The sequence below is a fragment of the Morganella sp. EGD-HP17 genome (assembly GCF_000512315.2).
Classification (GTDB): Bacteria; Pseudomonadota; Gammaproteobacteria; order Enterobacterales; family Enterobacteriaceae; genus Morganella; species Morganella morganii.
Genome location: NZ_AZRH01000015.1, coordinates 13854 through 37811 on the forward strand (window position 1 = coordinate 13854; position 23958 = coordinate 37811).

At 45.3% G+C, this 23958-nt stretch carries 17 protein-coding genes; 12 read left to right on the forward strand and 5 right to left on the reverse strand.

From position 1 onward, the window contains the following. Positions 1-933: 933 nt before the first annotated feature. The 12 genes from X965_RS15015 to X965_RS15070 all read left to right on the forward strand — a co-directional run bounded on the left by X965_RS15015 (position 934) and on the right by X965_RS15070 (position 16879). Positions 934-1197: a PAAR domain-containing protein gene (locus X965_RS15015; protein ID WP_006662537.1), complete on the forward strand. Its 264-nt coding sequence runs from the start codon at positions 934-936 to the stop codon at positions 1195-1197. Between the two features lies 1 nt (position 1198). Beyond that, the gene (locus tag X965_RS15020; RefSeq protein ID WP_036418675.1) at positions 1199-2419 is read left to right on the forward strand and encodes a membrane protein; all 1221 of its coding nucleotides are present in this window, start codon (positions 1199-1201) and stop codon (positions 2417-2419) included. Beyond that, entirely contained in the window at positions 2412-5795 is a 3384-nt protein-coding gene (locus X965_RS15025; protein ID WP_036418678.1) for an ImcF-related family protein, read from the forward strand. Before X965_RS15020 ends, X965_RS15025 begins: the two co-directional genes overlap by 8 nt. Before the next feature lie 73 nt (positions 5796-5868). Beyond that, on the forward strand, positions 5869-7638 hold the full coding sequence (tssF, locus tag X965_RS15030) for a type VI secretion system baseplate subunit TssF (protein WP_036418680.1): 1770 nt from the start codon (positions 5869-5871) through the stop codon (positions 7636-7638). Beyond that, complete coding sequence (tssG, locus tag X965_RS15035) at positions 7602-8684, forward strand: type VI secretion system baseplate subunit TssG (RefSeq protein ID WP_036418682.1); 1083 nt, start codon at positions 7602-7604, stop codon at positions 8682-8684. The genes tssF and tssG overlap by 37 nt, the downstream gene beginning before the upstream one ends. 70 nt (positions 8685-8754) lie before the next feature. Next, positions 8755-9252, forward strand: coding sequence for a type VI secretion system lipoprotein TssJ (gene tssJ, locus X965_RS15040; protein ID WP_036418763.1), 498 nt, complete (start codon positions 8755-8757; stop codon positions 9250-9252). A 4-nt stretch (positions 9253-9256) separates the two neighbouring features. Beyond that, entirely contained in the window at positions 9257-11590 is a 2334-nt protein-coding gene (locus X965_RS15045) for a type VI secretion system Vgr family protein (protein WP_036418684.1), read from the forward strand. Between the two features lie 2 nt (positions 11591-11592). Beyond that, the gene (locus X965_RS15050; protein ID WP_036418687.1) at positions 11593-12417 is read left to right on the forward strand and encodes a DUF4123 domain-containing protein; all 825 of its coding nucleotides are present in this window, start codon (positions 11593-11595) and stop codon (positions 12415-12417) included. Between the two features lie 2 nt (positions 12418-12419). Continuing rightward, positions 12420-12950: a DUF3304 domain-containing protein gene (locus tag X965_RS15055; RefSeq protein ID WP_036418689.1), complete on the forward strand. Its 531-nt coding sequence runs from the start codon at positions 12420-12422 to the stop codon at positions 12948-12950. Between the two features lie 264 nt (positions 12951-13214). Beyond that, positions 13215-13754 (forward strand): DUF3304 domain-containing protein, encoded by a 540-nt coding sequence (locus tag X965_RS15060; RefSeq protein WP_036418690.1) that lies wholly within the window; start codon positions 13215-13217, stop codon positions 13752-13754. Further along, on the forward strand, positions 13751-15565 hold the full coding sequence (locus tag X965_RS15065) for a phospholipase effector Tle1 domain-containing protein (protein WP_036418693.1): 1815 nt from the start codon (positions 13751-13753) through the stop codon (positions 15563-15565). The genes X965_RS15060 and X965_RS15065 overlap by 4 nt, the downstream gene beginning before the upstream one ends. A 126-nt stretch (positions 15566-15691) precedes the next feature. Then, positions 15692-16879 carry a hypothetical protein gene (locus X965_RS15070; protein WP_051997344.1) on the forward strand — a complete coding sequence of 396 codons (1188 nt, stop codon included), beginning with the start codon at positions 15692-15694 and terminating at the stop codon, positions 16877-16879. 147 nt (positions 16880-17026) lie between these two features. On the opposite strand, the gene X965_RS15075 is transcribed toward X965_RS15070, so the two are convergent. From X965_RS15075 to tssH, 5 genes are read right to left on the reverse strand one after another with little or no spacing between them, the layout of a single operon-like run. Beyond that, on the reverse strand, positions 17027-18391 hold the full coding sequence (locus X965_RS15075) for a VasL domain-containing protein (protein ID WP_036418695.1): 1365 nt from the start codon (positions 18389-18391) through the stop codon (positions 17027-17029). A gap of 37 nt (positions 18392-18428) precedes the next feature. After that, entirely contained in the window at positions 18429-18857 is a 429-nt protein-coding gene (gene tssE, locus X965_RS15080; protein WP_036418698.1) for a type VI secretion system baseplate subunit TssE, read from the reverse strand. Next, positions 18854-19399 (reverse strand): type VI secretion system lipoprotein TssJ, encoded by a 546-nt coding sequence (gene tssJ / locus X965_RS15085; protein WP_072144583.1) that lies wholly within the window; start codon positions 19397-19399, stop codon positions 18854-18856. The genes tssE and tssJ (X965_RS15085) overlap by 4 nt, the downstream gene beginning before the upstream one ends. A gap of 60 nt (positions 19400-19459) precedes the next feature. After that, entirely contained in the window at positions 19460-21079 is a 1620-nt protein-coding gene (gene tssA, locus X965_RS15090) for a type VI secretion system protein TssA (RefSeq protein ID WP_036418700.1), read from the reverse strand. A 53-nt stretch (positions 21080-21132) separates the two neighbouring features. Next, positions 21133-23790, reverse strand: coding sequence for a type VI secretion system ATPase TssH (gene tssH, locus X965_RS15095; protein WP_036418703.1), 2658 nt, complete (start codon positions 23788-23790; stop codon positions 21133-21135). Between the last annotated feature and the right edge of the window lie 168 nt (positions 23791-23958).

Genomic DNA, 23958 nt, shown 5'->3' on the forward strand with positions numbered 1-23958 from the left:
AACAATGAAAAAAACAACTCCATTTTTATTGAATGCTCTTCAAAATTATTGGAGGGGGGTACTCATATAATCATTATTCTCGGTTTAATACAGAGTATTATAGGATTACTTACTCAATTAATAATGTGGATTATGCAATATATAAAAATTACGAAGATGGTCAATATAATAGCGGGTTACAAGTGACAGATTTAAATGTTAATAAAGAATATAATTATGATTGCAATAAAATACATATCGATAAATTAGATGAGTTGTTAAATATTCTAGAATGTGACAAGGGAAGTGCGTTAGGGTGCATGCATTAACTCATTTATATTTAAGAGTGTAATAAATTGAATTGCCAATGCCAAGATTTACGTTAATAAAAATTAAAATCACTTGATGAAAGATAAATTATTCCCAAGGGGTTATTGAAATAAACTAATTAAGTATGAAGATGGAAAATCATTAACTTATCGTTAAAAAATCCATCCAGATTCTTTATATATTAATTTTTCCACCACACGCTTTTGCTGGTAATAATGTTGAAACAAGGTAACTTTAATCAAATAATGCAACATTTTCATCCTATTGCCGACAGTTAGACTAAGGAAAGGAATATGACGGCACTTTAGAATATACCTGTTATTTTCCTAGCCAAACCTTATCACAAGCTTATAACACATAAATAAGCATCGATGATTATCGACATGCTGGACTTAAAAATAAATTATCCACTAAAATCTAAGCTATCTAATCAAGGGTAAATCAAAGGCGATGAAACCTTCGATTATCAATGGATAACTGACAAGGACAAGAAAGTTAAAATAGTTGCGGAAAAAGAAATGGAGTCATCAACCTATTTATTTGAAGAAATGAAGACACAAACGCACTTATTACTTATTGAAGAAATAGGCTATTAACCAGCTGAAATCTTAAAGGACTAAAACCATGCAACAAATTATTCGTAAAGGAGATAAAACCACTCATGGAGGCACCGTGCTAACAGGCTCTGACACCATGAAATTTGGCGGTATCGGTGTGGCACGCAAAGGCGATCAGGTTTCTTGCCCAAAAAAAGGGCACGGTCCTACTACCATCATTGAAGGCAATCCTAACTACCTCGATAACGGTATCCCTGTCGCTTTTCAGGGGCATAAATGCGGTTGTGGCTGTACTTTAATCAGCTCTTTTTCTCCCGCCAAGGTAGGTTGATATGCCGGTTTGGCTCAATACCATTCCGCCTGTTGCCGCGAAAGTGCCTCGTCCTAATTTACGCCGCTGGTTAGTGGCATTGTTGATTATCCTATTTATAGGTTTTGCGCTGACCTTATGGTTTTGGACAAAAGACAGAACGGGGTTTATTTTTTGGTTTACCGCGGTGGGGTTACCTATTTGTGGCTGGGGGCTAGCATTCGGTGCGCGGCGGATGGCGTATAAAATGCAGCAGGTTGCTGCAAGCACGTGGAATAGCGAACGCGAAGCACTGATTAAATCTGAAATCAAACGGGGTCAACGATTTGCCTATTTATTGGACGCTTATATTGAGACTCCAGCGGGGCAAGGTGCAAATCGTAGCCTTGATGCGATCAACAAATCGGTTCCTTTTGTGGCGTTGCAACCTTCTCGTTCAGGCAGCCAGCTTCTTCGTTATGCGCCTTTAGCGGCGTTTGACCAGCCAGACTCGATGTTGATGCTCACCGACTGTCTTAATAACATTGCGGTAAAAATTAAACCGATATTACAAAAAATCCCCGATGATATCCCTTGTTACTGCGTGTTGGAAATCGACCGTGACCTCCAACCACAGGCAGAGCAAATCCTACTGGATACCTTAAAAAAACAAAGCCCACATGTTTTTCGCCTTATATCGGGGCAGAGCTTGGAGGCCATTGATGCATGGTTAGATACCCGTTGGGATGTTCCTTCCCTATTGTTGATTGTATCTATTGGCTATAACTCGAAGCCTGTGGATGATGATGGCGAGGCCATCAGCAGTATTCTACTGAGCAATCGACCATCTCGCGATATCCCTTGTGCAACTCGCTTTCATCGCCCAGAAAAAAGTCACTCTGACAATCTGTCACACTGTTTATCACAAGCCATACTTTGGGGGAATATCTCCTCTGAAACGATAACCGCAGCGTGGGTTGCCGGGCAAGATGTTGACGAAGGCGGGGGATGGAGCCAAGCCTGCGAACAAAACCAGCTGCACTTTAGCATGACTAAGGCCAATAAAATGATTGATCCCATTTTAGGCGGTACAGGGAAAACCGCCCCTTGGATAGCCACGGCCTTGGCCGAGGCCAGTATGAGTCAAGAGAATACGCCCGACGCACAGCTTATTGCAGTTCAACCTCAACGAGAAAATGTCGACATTTGGATAACGGTGATTTCACGCCACACAGAAAGTAAGGAAAGCGTAACGCATGTCTAAGGTGAAAGTAAAAACAGTGATGGGTGCTACCGCCGTCGTGTTGATTTTTTTAGTGATTATTGTGGCTTTCTTATTTTACGCCTTTCCCGAATCGATGGCATCATCACTCGGATTAGGCCCGTATGAGGGCGACCGCATTTTAACCGTGAGCTGTTTGGTGGCTATCTTTGTTTTGCTGTTGGGCTGGATCACGGAGAAGCTATTTGATGTTTCTGGAAAATCTGGCCTGTATGTTCAATGGGGTAAAAATAAACAACAGCAACTATCACAAAATGCCTCTGTGCTTGAGTTCGGTGATGAGCAGGGCGAGGCGGTCATTGATGCCAGAATGGTACAAGAACATCTTCGATTACGCTATGGGCGCTTTTGGCGACGTAAGGTCAAATTATTGCTAGTGCAGGGGCAAGATGCGGAAATTGAACGAGCGACATCGGGATTAAAACAGGAAGGCTGGCAAGAAAAGGGGGGGGTTCTGTTATTTTACGGCGGTGCGCCGGAGCAAAATTTACCCGACGAATACCTTGCCGCCATTCAAGCCGTGAGCCCCACGCGACCATTAGATGGCTGCGTTCTTGTGTTTGACTTAGCATCACTGCCCACGCAAATTGAGCGCGATAACGTTCTGCGCTGCCATCAGCGGCTGTATGCATCTCTGGGCTGGCGTATCCCTGTTTGGTTATGGTTAATTGAAAAGCCGTTGTGGAAAGAAGAAAGCCATTCTATACCGCCAATTGGGGCTATTTTTCAGTCAGGTGCAACGCCGGAACACGCTATTGCGGACTTAACTCGTTTAGCCACACCTTTGCGTGAAGTCGGAATGTCTGCATTATTGCAATCGCCCCAACAAGGTTGGCTATTACGTGTCAGTGAACTGATACAAAAGCAACTGCAATCTCAACTGGGCGGGTTACTCCAACACATCATGAAAGGGCATGCGGCATTACAAGTTCAAGGGGTGATCCTCAGCCCAGAGCAAGCCTTTTCTCACCGGCAATCCAATGCGTTAGGACGCTCACCCGCTTGGCAAACTTTTTTCAATATACCATCAGGTCTGAAAGCGAAGAAATTAGGCTGGAATGCAAGGCAAGCTGCTCAGGTTACCGTCCTAGCCTTATTGTTATTTTGGTGTGCGGGCACAATCACCTCATTCATCGTGAACCAAACCTCTATTCGCCATGCGGAAGAAACGGCACGAATTGCCGCAGATAAACAACTCCCTCTTGGGGAACGTCTGAAAAATCAGTATGAGCTGCAAGAATATTTGGCGCGTCTTCAATACCGTCAAACACACGGAGCACCGTGGTACACTCGTTTTGGGTTAAATCAAGATAGCCAAACTTTAGCAAGGCTCTGGCCGCTATATACACAAAACCATCAGGCGCTAATGAAAGCCGCGACGATGGAGGCGTTAAAAACGCAATTAGCAGCGTATGTCGCATTACCTCCTGCGAGTAGTGCGAGGGAACAAAACACTCAGCAAGCCTACAACGCCTTAAAACTCTATTTGATGCTGGCCTCAACCGATCACGTTGATACCGCTTGGCTAACACAAAATCTCTTAACTATTTGGCCTGAGCGTAGTGGTGTTCCAAAAGCGGAATGGCAGCATTTAGCACCATCCCTGTTTCAGTTCTGGGCAGACAATCTTCCCAAGCATCTTGAATTAGCCCTAAAGCCCGATATGACTTTAGTGAACACCACACGTAAGATTTTGCTAAAACAAATTGGCCAACAAAATGCGGAAGCGGGTCTATACCAAGAAGTCTTAAAACAAGTTGCCAGTAATTGGCCTGATTTAACGTTAATGGATATGGTTGGTGATACTGATGCACAACTGTTATTTAGCACCGATGAAATAGTCCCTGGCGTATTTACCCGTCAAGCGTGGGAAGAGCAAGTCAAAGCCGCCATCGATGAGGTAGTCAATAAACGCCGTAATGAAATCGACTGGGTATTGACCGATAAGACCCAAACGGTGGATAACGAGGTCTCACCTGAAGCATTAAAAGCCCGCCTCACAGAGCGCTACTTCGTGGACTTCGGAAACAGTTGGCTCAATATGATCAACAGTATTCAGTGGCACCAAGCCGATTCATTATCGGAAGTGATTGCGCAGCTAAATGTGTTAGCGGATGTACGTCAATCCCCCTTGGTGGCGTTAATGAACACCTTAGCGTGGCAGGGTAAGACGGGACAAAAATCGGAAGCACTTGCCGATAATCTCGTCGATTCAGCAGTGAAATTGTTAGACAAGAAGAAGCAAGTTAAGCAATTTATTGAACAAAACCAAGCGCCCAAAGGTCCGTTGGATGATGTATTTGGTCCCATTCTAGAAATGATGGAAGGTAAGGACGGGACGGGGAAAAATGGCAATCTCAGTTTCCAATCATGGTTGGCTCGTGTCACCCAAGTCCGTCTGAAATTGCAGCAAGTCAGTAATGCGTCTGATCCGCAAGCGATGGCAAAAATGTTAGCACAAACGGTGTTTCAAGGTAAAACCATCGATTTAACCGATACCTTGGATTACAGCAACTTAGTGGCGGCGAGTTTAGGTCAAGAGTGGAGTAGTTTTGGGCAATCTTTATTTGTACAGCCATTAGAGCAAGCGTGGAGACAAATATTGGCTCCAGCGTCCGATAACCTTAACACCCGTTGGCAAACCACCATTGTGTCTCAATGGAACAAAGCGTTTGCCGGGCGTTACCCGTTCAAAGCGACAGGGAGTGATGCCTCATTGCCGTTACTCGCCCAATTCTTACGCAGTGATTCAGGGCGTATAGATCAATTTATCAAAACCAATCTGGGGGGCATTGTCCATAAAGAAGGCAACCGCTGGGTAGTTGACCCATCCATGAGCCAAGGCTTAACCATCAACCCTGAATTCCTCAAAGCCATTAATCAATTAGCCGACATCTCTGACATTGTGTTTGCGCAAGGGGATGCCAACATTCGTTTTGAATTGATGGCGAGACCTTCCAAAGGCGTCGCTCAAGTTCAGTTGGTTCTTGATGGTCAAAAACTGGATTACTTCAACCAAATGGAAAGTTGGCAAAGTTTTATTTGGCCGGGAGAGAGTTATTATCCGGGCGTGGCGCTCAATTGGCAAAGTGTGCGTTCGGGAATGCAAATTTACGCAAACTATCAAGGCAACTGGGGATGGATGCGCTTATTAGAGCAAGCCGAAGTCACGCAGCTAGACAGTAGCCGTTATCAGTTGGTGTGGCGCACGAAAGAGGGCGAAACATTACGGTTTATTTTACGCAGTGAACTCGACAGCGGCCCACTGGCTTTGTTAAAACTCCAGCAGTTCCGCCTGCCTAACAATATCTTTCTAAATACCCCTGATGTTGTGGATGAGCTTGTTGATCCACGTTGACTTAATTGATGAGGGGCTCGGTTAAGAGCCTCTGCTATTTTCATTTTTTTAATTGGTTTTAGGAAGTCCTAAAATGGATGATTTGACGCTACGCTATTACGAAGCTGAATTACGTTACTTGAAAGAAGCCGGTAAAGAATTTGCCAATGCGCACCCTGATAGAGCGGCCATGCTCAACTTAGATAAACCCGGCGCGAACGACCCCTATGTCGAACGTTTATTTGAGGGTTTTGCCTTTTTGATGGGGCGTTTACGGGAAAAGCTGGATGATGATCTGCCTGAGCTGACAGAAGGACTGGTGAGCTTACTGTGGCCCCATTATTTGCGCACCATCCCGTCACTGTCTATTGTTGAATTTGCGCCCGAGTGGCAACATTTACGCCAAGCTGAATGCCTGCCCGCAGGATTTGGGGTGGTATCAAGACCCATAAGCGCCCAGCGCACGCGTTGCCAATACCGCACTACGCAAGACGTCTTATTACGTCCACTTTCTATTGCCAATGCCCAATTACAGACCGAGCCGAATGGGCGCTCCACCATTCGATTACGTTTTGCCTGCCCTGAAAAAGTCGATTGGTCAAAAACTTATTTAGACAGCCTGCCGATTTTTCTCAGTGCCGATGCGCCTATCAGTTCTGCATTGCACCTCGCGATGACGCGCCAAGTACATGGGATGTACCTTCGCCATGCTGAGACAGGGGAAGAGCGTATTCCCTTTGACGGTTGGTTTAAACCGATGGGTTTTACCGATGATGATAATCTATGGCCGAAAGGGGATACCGCATTTAGTGGGTATCAGTTGTTGCTTGAGTACTTTAGTTTCCGCCATAAATTTATGTTTTTGGCGTTACAAGGGCTGGAGAAAGCGAAGTTTACGGAAACGACGACCTGGTTTGAAATTGATATCTTGCTCAGCGAAACCTGGTCGGCTGACCTACCCTTCGAAACGGAAAACTTCCGGTTGCATTGTGCACCCGTCATCAATCTTTTTTCATTAGAAGGTGACCCGTTAACGGTTAACCCACTGGAAAATGAATACCAGCTACGCCCCCTGCGTTTACAAGACGGTCACACCGAAATCTACAGTGTGGACAGTATTCACGGCTCGATTAAAAATGGTAAACCGAAATACGTGCCGTTTAGCAGCTTTCGTCATCGTGGGGGCATGATGCGCCACGATGCGCCCGAACGCTATTTTCATACCCGTATTAAACGAGGGCCTTCCGGTCTCTACGATACGTGGCTGATTTTAGGCGGCAAAGAGTTTGAACTGGCTCAGCTTTCCGAAAAGCCTGAGCTATTATCCATCCGTTTAACTGGCACTAATGGGCAACTCCCCCGTAAAGCGCTTGAAAGCACGGTGTTAGACAGTGTGTTAAAGGCGGGTAAAGTGCCCGTCACTGTTCGTAATCTTACCGCACCCACCATTCCGTTATATCCCCCGGCAAACGACCGTTTTCACTGGCGGGTGATGAGCCATTTGGGATCTAACTTTTTAAGCATGATGGATAACCCGGAAGTACTTCGCGGCACCTTGGCCCTATATGATTGGACCGATGATGAAATGAATCGTCGCCGACTGGAAGCGATCGTGGGAGTGAAACACACACTCATACGCCGATTCGAACAGGGCTACATGATGCGCGGGGTCGATATTGAAATCACGCTAAACGGCAATAACTTTGCAGGCGAAGGGGATATCAATTTATTTGGAGAGATGCTTCAGCGCTTCTTTTCACTGTATGCGGATATTCACCTGTTTAACCAATTAACCCTTGTTATTCAACCCACAGGAAAGCGTCTGAGATGGAAAGAGAATCACAGTCAACACGTACCCGGCTGATAAAGCATATTGAGCCGACGATTTGGCGTGCGAATTTCTACCGTTTTTGTCAATTACTGGAAAAAGCGTCGCCTCAATCGCCACTATTGGGTACGACTAACGACATTAAAGATGATCCGCTGCGCTTTCGTCCTTGGCCGGGCATGGGCTTTCCGGCGGGTGAGCTACGAACGGTAGAGCAAAGTCCGACTAATCCAGCGCTCCCCTTAACGGTTCGCACCAACTTTTTAGGGTTGTATGGGGTCGATTCGCCGTTACCGACGAGCTATTTGGATGATATCGCACAAGGTGTTGATGGGACAGAAGCCCTAACGGAATTTCTGGATATCTTTAATCATCGTATCACTACCCAGTATTACCGCATTTGGCGTAAATATGCCTATCCCGCGACCTTTGAAGCGGGTGGCACGGATGCCACCTCCCAATGTCTATTAGGATTGATTGGCTTAGGTATACCCGGCAGTGCGGAGAGGATCGCCACGCCGATCTCGCGCTTTTTGGCATTGCTAAGCACAATGCGATTACCCACGCGTAACAGCGAAGGGGTCAAAGCGCTGGTCTTTTTGCTGGCACCCAATACGCAAGCGGTGATCAATGAATACGATATCGTCAACGTCCCGGTGGATGAACGTACTAGTTTAGCGCGCCATCAGCGTGTTTCATTGGCAACACGTGCAACGCTGGGCAAAACCGCCCGCGATACCACCAGTCGCATTCTTATCTCCCTCACCACCCATCACCCGAAAGAGGCACAAGGCTGGTTGCCAGGTGAACATCTGCATACCGACCTTCTGGTGCTATTACGCGTGTATTTAGGCTACCGCAGTGATGCGCGCTTAAAACTGACAGTTCCCGTGAGAGTGCTACCCGAGCCGCGTTTACAAAAAACATCGCGTATTCAGTTAGGCAGAACGGGGTTATTAGGGTTAAAAGACGGAAAACTGAGTGATAACCGCCAATTCCTAACGGTAAATTTAGGTCGTTACCAAGGTATTGAACACGCAGAGCAGCCTGAAGCAGAGCAGGGGGATTATCGTTTTGAATAAGCGTGAACAAATGAGGGATAAAACCAATGAAAGGAAAACCGCATTCGTGAAAAACTGTCGCCAAAAAATCATGATACTTGCTTTATGTGGATTGTTAGCTGGGTGTGGGCTGGCTCAAGCGGTAAAAGAGGGTACTGTCAGCATGAAAGACGCCATCCTTTATAAAAATATTACCACACTACGCTTAGATTTCACCCCGCGTTCAGGACTGAATGCCGATGAAGACCAAACACCGCTCGCCACCATGGTCTGGGTGTATCAACTGAAAGACAAAAAAGCGGTAGAAGGGGCGATGTATCAAACACTGTTAACGCAGTCGGATGAAATATTAAAAAAAGACACACTCAACGCCACATCTATAATGGTAATGCCCCAAGGACAAGTCTCCCTTGATGAGCCACTTGAAAAAGAGACAAAATTTGTCGCGGTACTGGGCATGTTTCGCAATCCCGATTTATCAGAAAACACCTGGCGTCTGGTGATTAACCGCGAAGACTTAGATGCTGATAAGCCACGCGTGATTGAATTGGGTGATGGTTGGTTGAGATTGTTGCCGTTAAAGGACTAATATCATGAGAGAAAAACTCACTGCTTTTCTTGCTCATCAGCCCTATCAACTTGAAATTCAAGATGCGGGGTTTGATATCGACATTCTAAAATTTGAAGGTGTAGAAAAACTTAATACGCCCTCATCATGGCAGATTGAATTTACCTCCGCGTCGGATTCAATCTCACCGGAACAGGTGCTGTTAAAACCGGCGACATTCAATATGGGCACCAATAAGCGGGTATCGGGTGTCATTACTCGTGTGCAATGGTTATCGACCAGTGCTGACCAATCCCACTATGCCGTTTTATTGGAGCCACGTTTAGCATTACTCGGGCATACTCAGCGTAGTGCTATTTACCAAAATACCTCTGTGATTGAAGTGATTGAAAAGGTATTGCAGTTCCACGGTTTTGAAGGGGCAGATTACGAATTTAAACTAGAGCAGCAATACCCCGAACGGGAGCTGATCACTCAGTGGCGTGAAACCGATTTAGCCTTTATCCAACGGCTACTCTCTGAAGTGGGAATTGGCTACCGCCTTGAATATTCGGCAAAGACCGACAATGATAAAGTGCTGTTTTTCGATAGCCAACTCAATTACCAATTCGGTGAACAATTACCGTATCAGCTTCCTTCAGGGCAAAATGATAACGGGCAACTGTCGGTATGGGATGCGCAACTGGCTCACCAAGTGGTGACAGGCAACGTCACGGTGAAAGACTATAACTACCGCACCGCACTTTCACCAATGGAAACGAGCACACCTCATCCGCTAAGTAACACAACACTGGGGAATGAATACCATCATGCACCGCCGTATTTGCAGATGGGTGATGACAACGCGGAAACACTCGATGCTGAAAGTGGTGCGTTTTATCGTCGATTACGGCAAGAGCGTTTTCTCAATCCCTCCGCTGAATTTGAGCTACAAACCAACGCTTTTTACCTGATGACTGGCAGTGTGCTGGATATCGCGAATGTGCCGATTAACAAACTGAAAGACGGCGTATTTATCACGCAAATCACGTATCGTGCAGCCCGTGATGCGTCGTTACGGATGACCTTTAAGGGGATGCCGTACAGTGAACAGTATGCGTACCGTCCGGCTGAAATTCCTCGTCCTAAAATCGCCGGAACCCTACCAGCACGCATTGAAAGCCGTAATGACAACGATATTTACGCATGGCTAGATGAACACGGACGTTATCGCGTTAAGTTAGACTTTGATCGCAATCACAGTGAATCAGGATATGCTTATCTCTGGTTACGGCTAGCCAAACCGTATGCGGGGGATACCTACGGTTTACATGCGCCATTGATTGCCAACACCGAAGTCGCGATAGCCTTTGACGATGGAGACCTAGATAGACCCTATATTGCGTTTGCGTTTCATGATTCAGAGCACCCAGACCACGTTAACCGTGATAACCATACTCGCAATGTGCTGCGTACCCCCGCCAATAATAAATTGCGACTGGAAGATAAGCGGGAAAAAACGCATATCAAGCTGGCGACGGAATACGGTAAAACCCTGCTCAATCAAGGTCATCTCGTCGATGCCCAAGGGAAAATGCGTGGGGCAGGTGCGGAACTGCGTACCGATGAATGGGGTGCAATTCGAGCCGGTAAAGGGCTATTTATCAGCGCCGATGAACAGCCAAAGGCTCAAGGCGATGTGCTGGATATGGACGCTGCACTCAAAGAAATCGCCCATCTTCTACAGCAGCGTGAACAACTGAATCTTGCCGCCAAACAAGCCAAAGCCCTGCAAGCGGATATTGAAAGCCAAAGACAACTGTTACAGGAACGTTTAGAGCCACTGAACCAGAGTCTGTTATTCTCAGCCCCACAAGGAATGACATTCACCAGTGGTGAACATCTACAACTGGCGGCCAGTGAAAATGTTGCCATCAATGCTGACGGCGATATCAGTGTGGGGGTTATCGGCAATATGACGATGTCCACGGGAGATAAGTTGGGGCTGTTTGCACGCACTGGGAAATTGGGGGTGATTGCGGGGGAAGGTCCACTGACGGTTCAAGCGCAAAACAACCGGTTAGATATTTTCAGCGAACAAAAGCAGACCATCACCTCTGCCGCAGACATCAATTTCACGGGCAAAAAGCGCATAATCCTGAACGGTGGCGGTAGTTACCTCAAACTGGAGAACGGTAAAATTGAGTATGGCACTTCGGGGGATTATTTGCGCAAAGTGCCGAAGATGGCGACAGCAGGGCCTAATACCTTACCGATGAAGATGGTACAATTTCCGGCATTGTCTTTGCCGATTTGTATTCCGTGTTTACTTAATGCCATAACAGGCAATGATAACCGTGTAGACCTGAGGAAATTTTAGCCATGGAAAATTTAGTTCAAGCGGCACATCAATCACAGAAAAATATTTACTTGTTAATCGAGGGCGGAACCTTTGCAGGACAGACCATTGAGCCTTTTCAGCAAAAAAATCCCCGTTCGCTGTATTCCCTTTATCAGCACCCTCAGTTAATTGAAGCCAAATGGGTGGGGCCGTGGCTGTATCAGGTGAAAAACAACGCAGATTTAGCCGCTGAAATGGCGCAGTTTCCGCAAGTTATCACCGTGATTTTTTCATCACTGGAACTCAAAGCCTTGGCGATGCAATTAGCATGGGGATGCACCTTGGTAAAACCCAATCTCGAAACGATAGTGAGCCGGTTTTATGTTCATGCAGTGATGCCTGTATTAGCTAGTTGCCAGAAAGAAGATTGGCACTATTACCTATTTTCAGGCACAACCTCGTGGTGGCACCAGACATTGTTGGGCTGGCAACCGACTGATATCGCCACCAAAGCGCAGCCAAAAACCCATGATAAAACGGTGTATTTGGATGAGACGGCTTGGCATCAAATTGATGATGATCCAGAGGTGAAAAGTGTTTTAGCCCAATGGCAACAGATGCCAATGAGCCAGCATTTTCCGCCGTGCATTCAGCGGCAGAAGGTCATACAGGCATTACAGAAAGCGAGTGGGGCAGGTATGCGGAATGGGGCTGACAAAAAACTCTATGCATTGCTTTACCTTGATGGTCAAAAATTGATTTTAACTTCTGATTTTGTGGCCTCCAAATTAGAGCTGATTAACCAAGGCAAGTTCAGTTTGCAACGCGTTCTTTTCGATTATGAAAAAGTAAGATCAGGTAGTTAGTTATGAATATAAAACAGTGCATTCTGAGCATCTATCAATTCTCAGCAAAGTATAGAAAAAGGCTTTTAGCGTTCGTATTGCTTATTTTTTTAGTGTGGGCAAGTTGGCTTACTTGGTTGGTAATATGGGGCTCGCCTCAAGGTGGAGTGTCATTGGTTATTCATACTCAAATAGACAGACCTATACTTGGATTTAGCGTTAATGGTGTGGCAGGAGGAAATGCCTTTGCTTATGACCCCAGTAATATTTATGCAGGGGACGGTGGAAAAACGACCTGCTGTGGTTCAATCAGTGGCGATACTGCTGAGGTTATTTGGACGCTGAGCACAACACGAGCTCAATATGATGCAGGTTTACGAAAAGAAACCAGAAAAACTACAGTTCCTCTTCCCATTAGAAAGCAGGGCGAAAATAATTTGCATGTATTCTTTTTACCGAATGATGAAGTACTTCTTTGGTGGGGAAAGGGACTTATCACGCCGTGGAAACACGGAATATCAAAAGAAGAGTTGGCTTGGGCGTTAGCGCAATAATAAACAATTATTGATGAGGTAAATAGATAATATTCAGCAAGGGAAATACTCCGTAACCCATGCAATAAAAGAATTTCAACGCAAAAATAAGGCAGTTATTTCATGTGGTTTAGTGATCTTAGATTAAATAGAAAAGGCACTTTGATTTTTTTGTTATTGTTGTCAATTTTTGTATTGGAATTAAATTAGCCGATTAATTTTACTTTGTATTTAGGTTAAGTTAATTGTGATTTTAAACAATGATTATTGATAAGGAGAACTTCAATGGATTGGTCATCCCAATTTCGTCGCTTCGACAACGCCTTTAATCGCTTCTATGCCCGAAAGGCTTGGTTGTTATGGCTGATTTTACTTTCCCCAATCTGGGGGAGCGTTGCTATGGCAGCTTTCGGGCCGCCTGCCGGAGGCGTGACACTCATCATTCACAGTAAAATAGATCGTCCAATTTTAGGGTACAGCGTGAACGGAGTAGCAGGTGCAAATGCCTGGGCTCATGACCCTAACAATAAATATGCCGGAGAAAACGGTAAAACGACCTGCTGCGGTCGCATCACAGGAAAGACCGCAGAGGTAATCTGGACGTTAGATGTTACAGGTCCTCAGTATGACGCTGGTATGCGACCAGAGCAGCGGCGTGTCGTGATCCCGATGCCGGAAAGAAAACGGGGAGAGAATGATCTGCATGTCTATTTTTTACCGGGTGACAAAGTCGTCTTGGGATGGAGTGATAATGCATTTTCGCCTTATGACCCGCGCAGCCCCAACTATCGCCCACTGCCTGATATGGAGAAAACCGTAGAATGATAAAAGATTTGGATTATATTTTTGCTGCCGCGGCACGGGCTAATCAGGCTTGTGACTACCGACTCGGTAATTGTTCACGGATATTGCATATAGCCTTCTTTTTTGACGGTGTGGGACGTAATGCAGAACAGGATGCACCGGAAGGACGATTGAGTAATATCGCTCGGTTATTTCGCGCATACCCAACACCAGATGATGATACATCAACTAAAAGTCATCAGGCTCACTATATATCAGGTATAGGTACACCATTTAACGAAACCACTGCTGAAAAAATACAGAGCGTGATGGATAATTCCATCAACACATTCGAAGATGAGCTAAAAAATAAACCCGGTGATCTGGCAAAAGATGCCTTTCAGTCTTCAGTGAGTGGTACGAGTGGAAAAGATGTCCTGACGCAGACAAGAGATAAACTGCTGACCCCGAAAGGGCGTGCTGGCATGCTGAAAGACTCCGCACTGAACAGCGGGAAAAAGGCGGGTATTGAAGCAACACCATGGCTGCGAGATTCTGAATTTATGGCTTACACGCAATTAACCGGCGCAGAGACACGCCTGAACAGTGCAAAAGTGCGCTTTGTGCGGTCATTTGAAGATGCAGTAAAAAGTGGAGAAATTCCTGTAAAGTTGATTTCCGTTTCTGTTTTCGGCTTTGATATGGGCGGAACATTGGCTCGCCAGTTTCTGGATATTCTGCTCGAAGATATCTGTGATAAAAAAAGCAGTGATAATAAAAAAGACGACAGACCAACCTACCGTAACGTTCCGGTTAATATTGTGTTTGCCGGACTGTTTGACTGCTCGCGGGATACACCACTGAGCAGTGATGATGGGTTGGATTATGCCGCGACCGCCGTCAGTTGGCTGCCGGGACCTGTCGCTAAGGTGGCGGGAGCTGTCGGTTCGCTTTTCGGGCGCAAGTACCTTGAGCACATGTCCCCGTTACCGGATGTTGTCAAGCGCTCCCTTCACCTGGTTGCAGCTCATGAACGGCGGAGGTGGCGCTGCATATACCGTACCGGTCGTGACGGCTTTAAACATCAGGAAATCTTGATGCCGGGTTGTAGCGAAGATATCGGTGGTGGTCTGAAACCCGATGAGCAGAAACCGAGTGCTGAACTGTCCCGGGTATCACTGCGAAAAATGTACAGGGAAGCAATGATGTCTGCCGTTCCTTTTTTCGATTTAAAATCATTAAGAGAAAGATCAGCAACAGTAGCATCATACTTTGATATGAGCGACAGCGTGGACAGTCAGTCGGTCGAAGAGTGGGCAGAATATTATCAGATGGCGGTCGGCATGGAAAAGCTGGGCTACGGAGCCATGAACTGGCACCTTGACGGGTACTTTGAGTGGCTGGGAAGACAGTTCTATGAATACAAAAGTGAACTGCGCCGGCTTGAAAAAATGAAGTCTGATATTTTGACAGACCCAGGGTCACAACAAGGATTGCTGGGGATAACACGACAAGCCAAACAGGATTCATTTGATATTGATAATGATATACACCTTCTGAAAAAACACTGGGGATGGCTGTCAGAGGTATCCAGGGCCGCTGATGTTTTGTTAACACAGGAATTTAATTACCCTCCAAAAATATACATGGATTATATCCTCAATCCAGCATTCGATCGGGCGAAAAAATTCAAACTGTACGGAACTTCAGGATACGACGGCAAACCGATGCCGATCGAGCGGTGTGTTGATTCATCGGTACTTTATGCATGGTTTGTGCATGATGTTCAACGGGCAGAGGGTATTAATAATGGGTACTTCTGCATACGGTGGATGGAACCACGCAAACAATAAAACAACACTATTTGAGGGCATATATTGATTCTGATATTTTGATGGTCTCCTTCACGGTGATATTAGGTGTTGTTTATAATAAAGACTATATGATACTGTCATTAATAGTTACTATGAGGAAAGTACGTGAAATTAAACCAAAATCTTGTTCGTTGGATAGTAACCACAATAACGTTTATAATTTTATTGTTTTTGTCATATAATTGGGTTTTTTCTACAGCTAGAATATATTCTAAATATAAGGAAGGTTTCGAAAAACAGTATAAATCTGAAGTTGCTAAAAATATAGATGCAACATTTGATGAGTCATTATTGTCACATCGATTAATCGGGCTGGATCTTAAATATGGTGTAACTGATAAAGTGACCGCAGATAAAGCCATTGTCAATGTGAATGCGTACCTAAGTTCTGTACAAAAACAATGTCGCAATGATAATGTTGATGATAAAGATATCGATCGAAAGAATGCTCAGTTTATTCTCTGTGCCGGAAATCTACTTAGTCATTTTTTTTATTATCGGCCAAGTATTGAAACATCAAATAATTATGCTCTTCATCGTTCTGATTGTGATACAAACACATATTTATTGATCGATGCAACTAGAGGGCTTGGAGTTTCGCCATCAATTGTTCTTTCTCCGGGGCATGCTTTTTATGCTTGGAAAGATCGATTTAATCAATATCATTACTGGGAAACGACAGAAAACAATAATCATGGAAAATTTGCTAATCTAAAAGAAAGCTTTTATGTTAAAAATCCCAATAGGACATACTTCACCCCAATGGGTGAGGATGTAATAGAAGATATTTATCAGGTAATTATTTATAATGTATCGACTACAAAGCCAGATTTAGATGATATTTATCAAAGAAATACTGAGAATATGTTTATTGCTGATAATTATTTTGATGTGAAATCTAGAGCGTATAAATCTAAAGATGATGATTTTAAAATTTCGTCTGACAATGTAGAATATATTCGCTCTTTATTGCAAACAGATATCACGAGTATTGATAAGCGTAATGCCTTGATTAGATACTATCTGAGAAACGATAATTTACCGGAAGCCAATTCAATATTTAATACTATTAATTACGAACAGTGTGGTTCGGACTGTTTTTCACTTGCAGTAGAGATGAAGAAAACGGCTTTTTGGGCTGTTGAGTTTTTATATATCCAACTTGATAAGTTTAATAAAGAAAATGGATATTCGGTAAGTGCATATGATGTATTCTATTTTGTTATTTTGGTGGTTGTATCCTCTTTGATATCTTTAGTTGTTTTATTTTTATTAAAACCGAAAAAAAATTAAATATTCCATGGCCATATTGGTTTATTATTACATTTCTATCATGACTTTTTATGGGCTCGTTTTTATGCTTAATTTTTAATACTGACAGAGTGTAAGTGTTCATGGGCTATTTTGAATGAAATTTATTAAATTGCTCTGTTTTTATATTTACATATCACCTTGATGATTACGTAACAACGTATAACGATTCAGTAATTGTTTAAAATGGGTATCGATACGTTGGTATTCCGATTCAGGTACCACACCTTGTGCTTGCCGCTCTTCCAAGCGGCTGAGTTCTTCCTCAAGGGGTAAACCTTGATTAAAATGCTGGCGGGCAGTAAAAATAATCGTTTTTAGTTCAGAGCCCGTGATGTAGCTGCGAGGTTTACCGTCTAATTTGTCCAATCGTTCACTCAAATGATTAAGCTGTTCCATTCCCTGAGACCACTGCCTCATTTGTGTCGCTGAAATAGCATTGATCTGCATGGCTTGTTGCCATTTATCATTCAATACGCGCACTTCAGGCTGAGTGCCAAATTGGGTTGTCAGGTAATTGACCATATTCCAGCTATATTGCTGTGCCCAAATCGGTGATACCGCGCCCAGTTCGGTAAGATAGCGGTCAATAGCACTCAGTTTTTCATTAGAAAAAGACGTTGGCTGGTTTGGATTGGGTTGTAATTGTTGGTCTAATTGTGAGGCAATATTCGGTGTGAATTCGGGAAGGGTAGGCAATATTTGTGTAATGCGGTTACTCGTACTCCACGGAGCGAATGTGTAAAATATACCCGCACTTGCTATTCCTGTGATAAGTAACCCCATTAAGAAGCCCCTGCCTAGGCCTTGACGATAGGTTGGCGGTGACGTTTTATCCGTAAGCGTTGGCTTTTCTGTATTTGAAGATAAGGTCGCTTTAATACTAATAGGGGTGACTGCTGTCTGTGCGTGAAATGTTGAGGGTGCCGTGTTAGGGAAATGCCGAGGAGGGATGAAACCCGTATCAGGTGTGTCTGTGCTTTCCAGATTTCTCGCCTGCCCGGTTAACCAATCTTGTAATCGCTCAAGTTGTGTTAAGTGTTTTAATTCTAAGGTTTGTAATTGTTTTCCTATTTTTGCCAGCATCGACTCTGCCTGATAGAGCGCGGGTAAGTCTGCATACACAGGTGCCGTACCGCGCAGGCCTGAAATGAGTTGCTGGCTTAATGCGGATAAAATTTCAATACGTGCATGGGTTTGTAACGGCCAAAGCGTTTGCCAATGTTGACTGAGTAAGTATTCTAATAACGACAAACCGTCATTTAGTCCACTCAAGCCATTTTGCTGTTGGCGAATAATCGTAAACCAAGCGGCGGTTTGTAAATCAGCACCATTTTGGTTGAATAACGACAGGCACAGGCCATGGGCTCTTGCCCAATCAATATCGGGGCGGGCAGGATGAAATCGCTTATTCAGTTCCGTTTTTAATGCCACATAATCACTGAATGTCCGAGGGTCGCCCCCGACATTTAACGTTGTTAAATTAACGTTCATATTTATCTCGACACATTAGGCGATGCATGATGTCACATCAGATAGCATCAAATTGTTTTTTTAAATGGTGAAGTAAAATGCGCCCATCCGGAATAAACTCCGTCCCATAGCGAATGAGCCCTTGTTCATGGAGTTCGACGTCCAAAGCATAACGCAAGGTCCCAAAGGCTTCTTGAGGTAACAAAACCAGTGAAAGGGATTTAATTCTGGGCTCGTATTTTAGCAATGAGGCCGACAATACATGGATCATGTTATGCGCAGTGCCAGGAAGCCCTTGGATAAGTTTGCTCATATCCGGTAGGCCATAATCAGGTAAATGAGCAAGGCTACCCGCACGCGAATTGACAATACGACGGATGTTGTCCATGACAGACAAAATGACCTGGTCTTCTTCAGTCAACGACTCGAAGGGGAGCCCTCCCGCGAAATGCCCGGATAACATTTCATATAGTGAGGGCGTACTCATCGGGCTTTATCCCGAAAAGGGTTAATTAAAAGTGTTTGTTTTCCGACCTCAATGTTGTTGACGGAATCTGTTTTTAGGCCTTTTTTAGGAATGACGATGCGCCAGTCATCAGAGGCTAAATCGGGATGGCTAAACAACGCAGTGATGCCGATAAACGCGGTTTCTTCTTCAAAAGGAATATCGAGAATAATCGTTTCCCCAGGGCGCATAAGGATGTTTTTCTGGGTAAGCAGTGTTGCCCCTAAGGCGGTTGTTTTTTCAGTCATAAAGTCGTTGTATTGCGCTTCGTAAAAACGGTCAATGTCCTTCAATTGATAAATACGCAGAACTGTTGAGTGGGGCGTTTCATCGAGTGTACTATTAAGCGCAGTATCTGCATGAAAGACAACATGAACAACACGGACTTTGGGATAAAAAATAGCATTAGCCATGTCCTTTGTTGTGTTCGATATCATGTGATTAATGCTACAACCGGCTAAAAATAAGCAAGTTAAGAATCCGAAAGCAAAAGGACGTATTCGTATTAAAAAACTCTGTATCATTAAAAACCACGTTATTTATCAATGTAGACCATGGATGAATATTTGGGGGCAAGCCCTAAATTAAGCATAGAGTACGAGCGCTCTGACGGGATCTAGCTGCGTTAATTCAGCTAAAAGTGACGTCATTTTTTGTTGTAAGTGCGATTTATTCACATTATTACGTTGAGATTTGTTGCGTAACAGCTGCAACTGACGGGCTTTAATTTCGAATAAATACTGAGGCTCCCAGTCTGCCAATGACATTTGGTTTGCCTGATTGTCTAATTCCTGTAACACATTCAGCGCAAGCTCATGCCGTGAAAATTGTTCAGCCACCCGAGCCATGACCAACTGTTGTAACCATTTTTGCCGTGCTGTGCGTATATCGGGGCGGCTCATCAGCCACGCCAATGCCGTATCTAACCCTTCATTATCCGCCTGCGTAAGTGCTTCGGGTTCCAGCATCAACACCGAATCCTGATCCACTTTAGCTGTGTCCTGCGCCGATAAATCATGTAATCCTGAGATCCCTTCTTCCAAAACATCGTGTTTGATCCATTGACGTGTCACATCGTCAGCAAACGGTGTGCCATCTTCCCAGGCTAAAGCTTCCAAACCCGGCAGACGGATAAGCAATTGCTTTAAGTCTGCTGTGATGATAGATGCCCAACCATCCCAGGGCGCAGGCGATTTAAGAAGCGCCTGATGTAGATACCATTGCACATCAAGCCAAAAATGGTTAACACCTTCAGCAAAAAGTCGGTCTGCTTGTTCAACCAATTCTAGCCAGCTTTGCTGAAGATAAAGTCGTTTGAGTTGTGCGCGGGCTTCGCTTCTCGGTGTGGCTAAACGGGTACAACCGTGCTGATCCTGAGGCGGAACTTGATGAATTGTATCCCAACGAACGGATTTCATTAAGCGATGTCCTGCCAACCAGCCATTTGGTTGATTGCGCAAGTAATTAGCGAGAAGTTTCGCTTGATCAAGGAGGTCACGGCCGGATTGAATGGGCGTCGCGGCCATGGCGGACATGACTGAAGGTGGCTGCGAACCTTGCTTACTATGACTGGACTGAATATTTTGCGGAACGACACTCTGAGCGCCACCCGATTGAGCGAGACGCTTTTCTAATGCTTTCAAGAGTGAAGATAACTGTGGCCGATGCGTCTCATCCCAAGTGTTAAACTCATCGATAATAACCCCGAGTAACGCGGTGATGCGCGAAAATGCGGGCATATCGACTTCCGGGTAGAGTGATAAACTGTCCAGAACACGTTGGCCCGCTAACCATTCGAGTGCAGATTGACGACTTTTAGGCCTCGATGGTAGCAAAGTGTGATGATAGCGCTGAACCAATCCGGCTAATAACCCTAAAGCATCAGCAAAGCCCGATTCACCTTCTTTATGCAATCGGGCCCAGATGTAATAAGTGACAACTCTGACATCTTTGCACACAGAGGTGAGGAGTTTTTCTGCTAACGTGCAAATTAGATCGGTATCTGCACCCGAGAGTTTATTGACCTCTTCGCGCATAATTTCAAAATCGTCATCATACCCGGGATCTTCCCCGGTGGGCTTATCGGGAGAAATGGGTAATAACCAACGCTCCCAGAGCACGATTTGTTCTTCAGCAAGCTGCTGCTCGGCCGAAGAGAGTTCACCTGAAAAGCAGGACGTTCTTAATGCGGCTAATACCGGCATAGCTTAAATTTCCTTCAACACAGAGATCACGTTGTTATTGACAGGCAGATTATTCACGCACAATTTTCATCGGCAAAACTCAGGGTGATCCCGTCTTCTTCGCTATACCCCAACGTCAGGCTTTGCGCTTGCTGGTGATTAGCCTGGCGCATGAGTAATTGTTGGCTCAGTACCGGCAAAATTTGTTGGTTAAGTAGGCTGTCGATATTACGGGCACCGGTGTCGGGTAATAAACAGGCGCTCACGAGCGTGTCATACAGCGCTTCTTCGATAATGCCCTCAAGCTTGTAGTGGGTGTAGAGACGCTTAATGATGCTATCCAGTTTCATTTCAACAATTTGGCGCAGTGCCACAGGGCCTAATGGGCGATAAATTAGGGTTTGGAAACGTGCGAGTAAAGCGGGTTGGAAGTGGTCGCGCAAGGTTGGGCGCAGCAGTTCTTGTAATTTACCGTCGGTAGACTCAGGGAACGCTTCGAGTTGCTGCATCAACAAGTCACTGCCCAAGTTGGCTGTCATTAAAATCACGGTATTGCGAAAATCAATTTCACGGCCTTCGCCATCGCGCATGAAACCACGGTCAAACACTTGATAAAACAAGTTAAGTACATCACGGTGCGCTTTCTCCACTTCATCAAGTAATACGACGCTATAAGGGCGCTTGCGAACGGCTTCCGTTAAAATCCCGCCTTGACCATAACCCACATAGCCTGGAGGCGAGCCTTTTAATTGGCTGACAGTGTGGGCTTCTTGATACTCGGACATGTTGATGGTAACTAAGGATTTTTCGCCACCAAACAGGACATCTGTCAAGGCTAAGGCCGTTTCCGTTTTCCCTACGCCACTTGGACCGACCAGTAAAAATACGCCTTGCGGGCCATTTTCTGAGGCGAGGCCCGTGCGAGCTGCGCGCAGTCGTTGTCCAAGCGCCAATAATGGGCTTTCTTGACCGACTACGCGTTTACCCAGCGAATCTTCTAACTCAAGCAGCTCTGTTTGTTCGTCTTTTAAGAGGCTTGATAAGGGCACGCCTGTCCAGTCGGCGATGACAGTAGCCACCGTTCTGACATCCACATCGGGGGTGATCAGCGGGTCATTTTGCTGAATTTGCTCTAATTGAGCTTGGATATTACTGACATCTTGGGACTGGCGGCGCTGTTCTAAGAGTTCGCTGATAAGGCTTTTTTCTTGTTCAAAACGCTGTTCTAGCTCAGCCAGCTGTATGGCGATTTGGGCATCTTGAGTGACTAATTCGCCCAGCAGGGATTGGTTGGTGATGTTGCCAATGGCTAAGTCATCAAGGATGGCTTGCTGTTCAAGTTCTAATGCATTGCGCTTGGCTTTTAAGCGGGTCAGTTCTTCAGGGAGCGTATCGAGGCTCATGCGGATACGCGCGCTGGCAGTATCGAGCAAATCCACGGCTTTATCCGGGAGTTGACGACCGGTCAAGTAACGGCGAGATAAGGTGACAGCGGCTTTAACCGCATCATCGGTAATGTGAACACCATGATATTTTGCGTAACGCGGTTTTAGCCCCCGCAGCATTAAACAGGCTTTTTCGTCATCAGGTTCATCGACTTTGACGACTTGGAAGCGTCGCTCTAAAGCGGCGTCACGCTCGAAATATTGCTTATATTCAGACCAAGTGGTGGCGGCAATCGTGCGTAATTCACCACGGGCAAGGGCGGGTTTGAGTAAGTTAGCAGCATCAGCGCCACCGGCTTGGTTGCCTGCGCCAATGATAGTATGAGCTTCATCGATAAACAGTAAAATCGGAGTAGGAGATTGTTGTACGGCTTCAAGCACGTTTTTTAAGCGCTGCTCAAATTCACCTTTGACGCCAGCCCCTGCTTGCAGCAGCCCTAAATCTAATGTGCGTAATGATGTTGTTTGCAGGCTGACAGGAACATTACCTTCAACGATACGTAGGGCTAAACCTTCCACTAACGCGGTTTTCCCGACACCCGGTTCGCCCACGAGAATGGGGTTGTTTTTGCGGCGACGAGAAAGAATATCCACCATTTGACGGATTTCGTCATCACGTCCAAAGACTGGGTCAATCGCGCCTTCGCGTGCTTTTTCGGTCACATCCACCGTAAATTTATTCAGCACGGCGAGTAAGGCTTCATTCAGTGTGTTGCCCATTACATTTGAGTTTTTCGTCTTTTCTGCATCGTTAGTGTCAGATGGCGTTTCTTGGGATAAAGACTGATTATGTGCGGCGAGTTGTTGGACATCAGGTCGTTCATCGGATTGGGCGTCAAGCATCGGCCTTAAGCGCTGAAGTTGGGTTGTACTTAATGTCATTAACGGCCACAAATTATCATTCGGTACCAGTGACGGTTGCTGAGTCATGGCAGACAATAAATGCACGCTGCGAATGTGTTCGATGTCTTCATCCAGTGATGCAATCACCCACGCTTGTTGAATGAGGTTAAGTAGCGGTTTCGATAAGGAAGGGCGGGTATGAATAGAGCGTGGTAAGCTGTCGATATCCGTTAATAAGCTTTGCCAAAGGGCCGACATATCCCACTCATAGCGACGAGCTAACACCGTGATATCGCTTTCCCCCATTTCTAATAACTTGAGCAACCAATGTTCAATGGTAATTTCCGCATGCGCTCGTGTCTGGCAGAGTGAAGCCGCTGCTTCTAATGCGCTGGCACAATAAGGGTTTAGGCGACGTAATAGCATGACGGATGAATTGTCCATATTCTCTCTCTTGTATTGGGGGAAACGATTTTTTTAGCAGTGGCAAGGTACGCTACCGCCCTTAACCGTTAACCGAGGTTCATTGGGTATCGGGATAAATTGTGTGTTGTGTGTATCATTGAGGTGCCAGTGAGCACAAAGAAAGAGCAGGCGACAAGCGCCTGCATC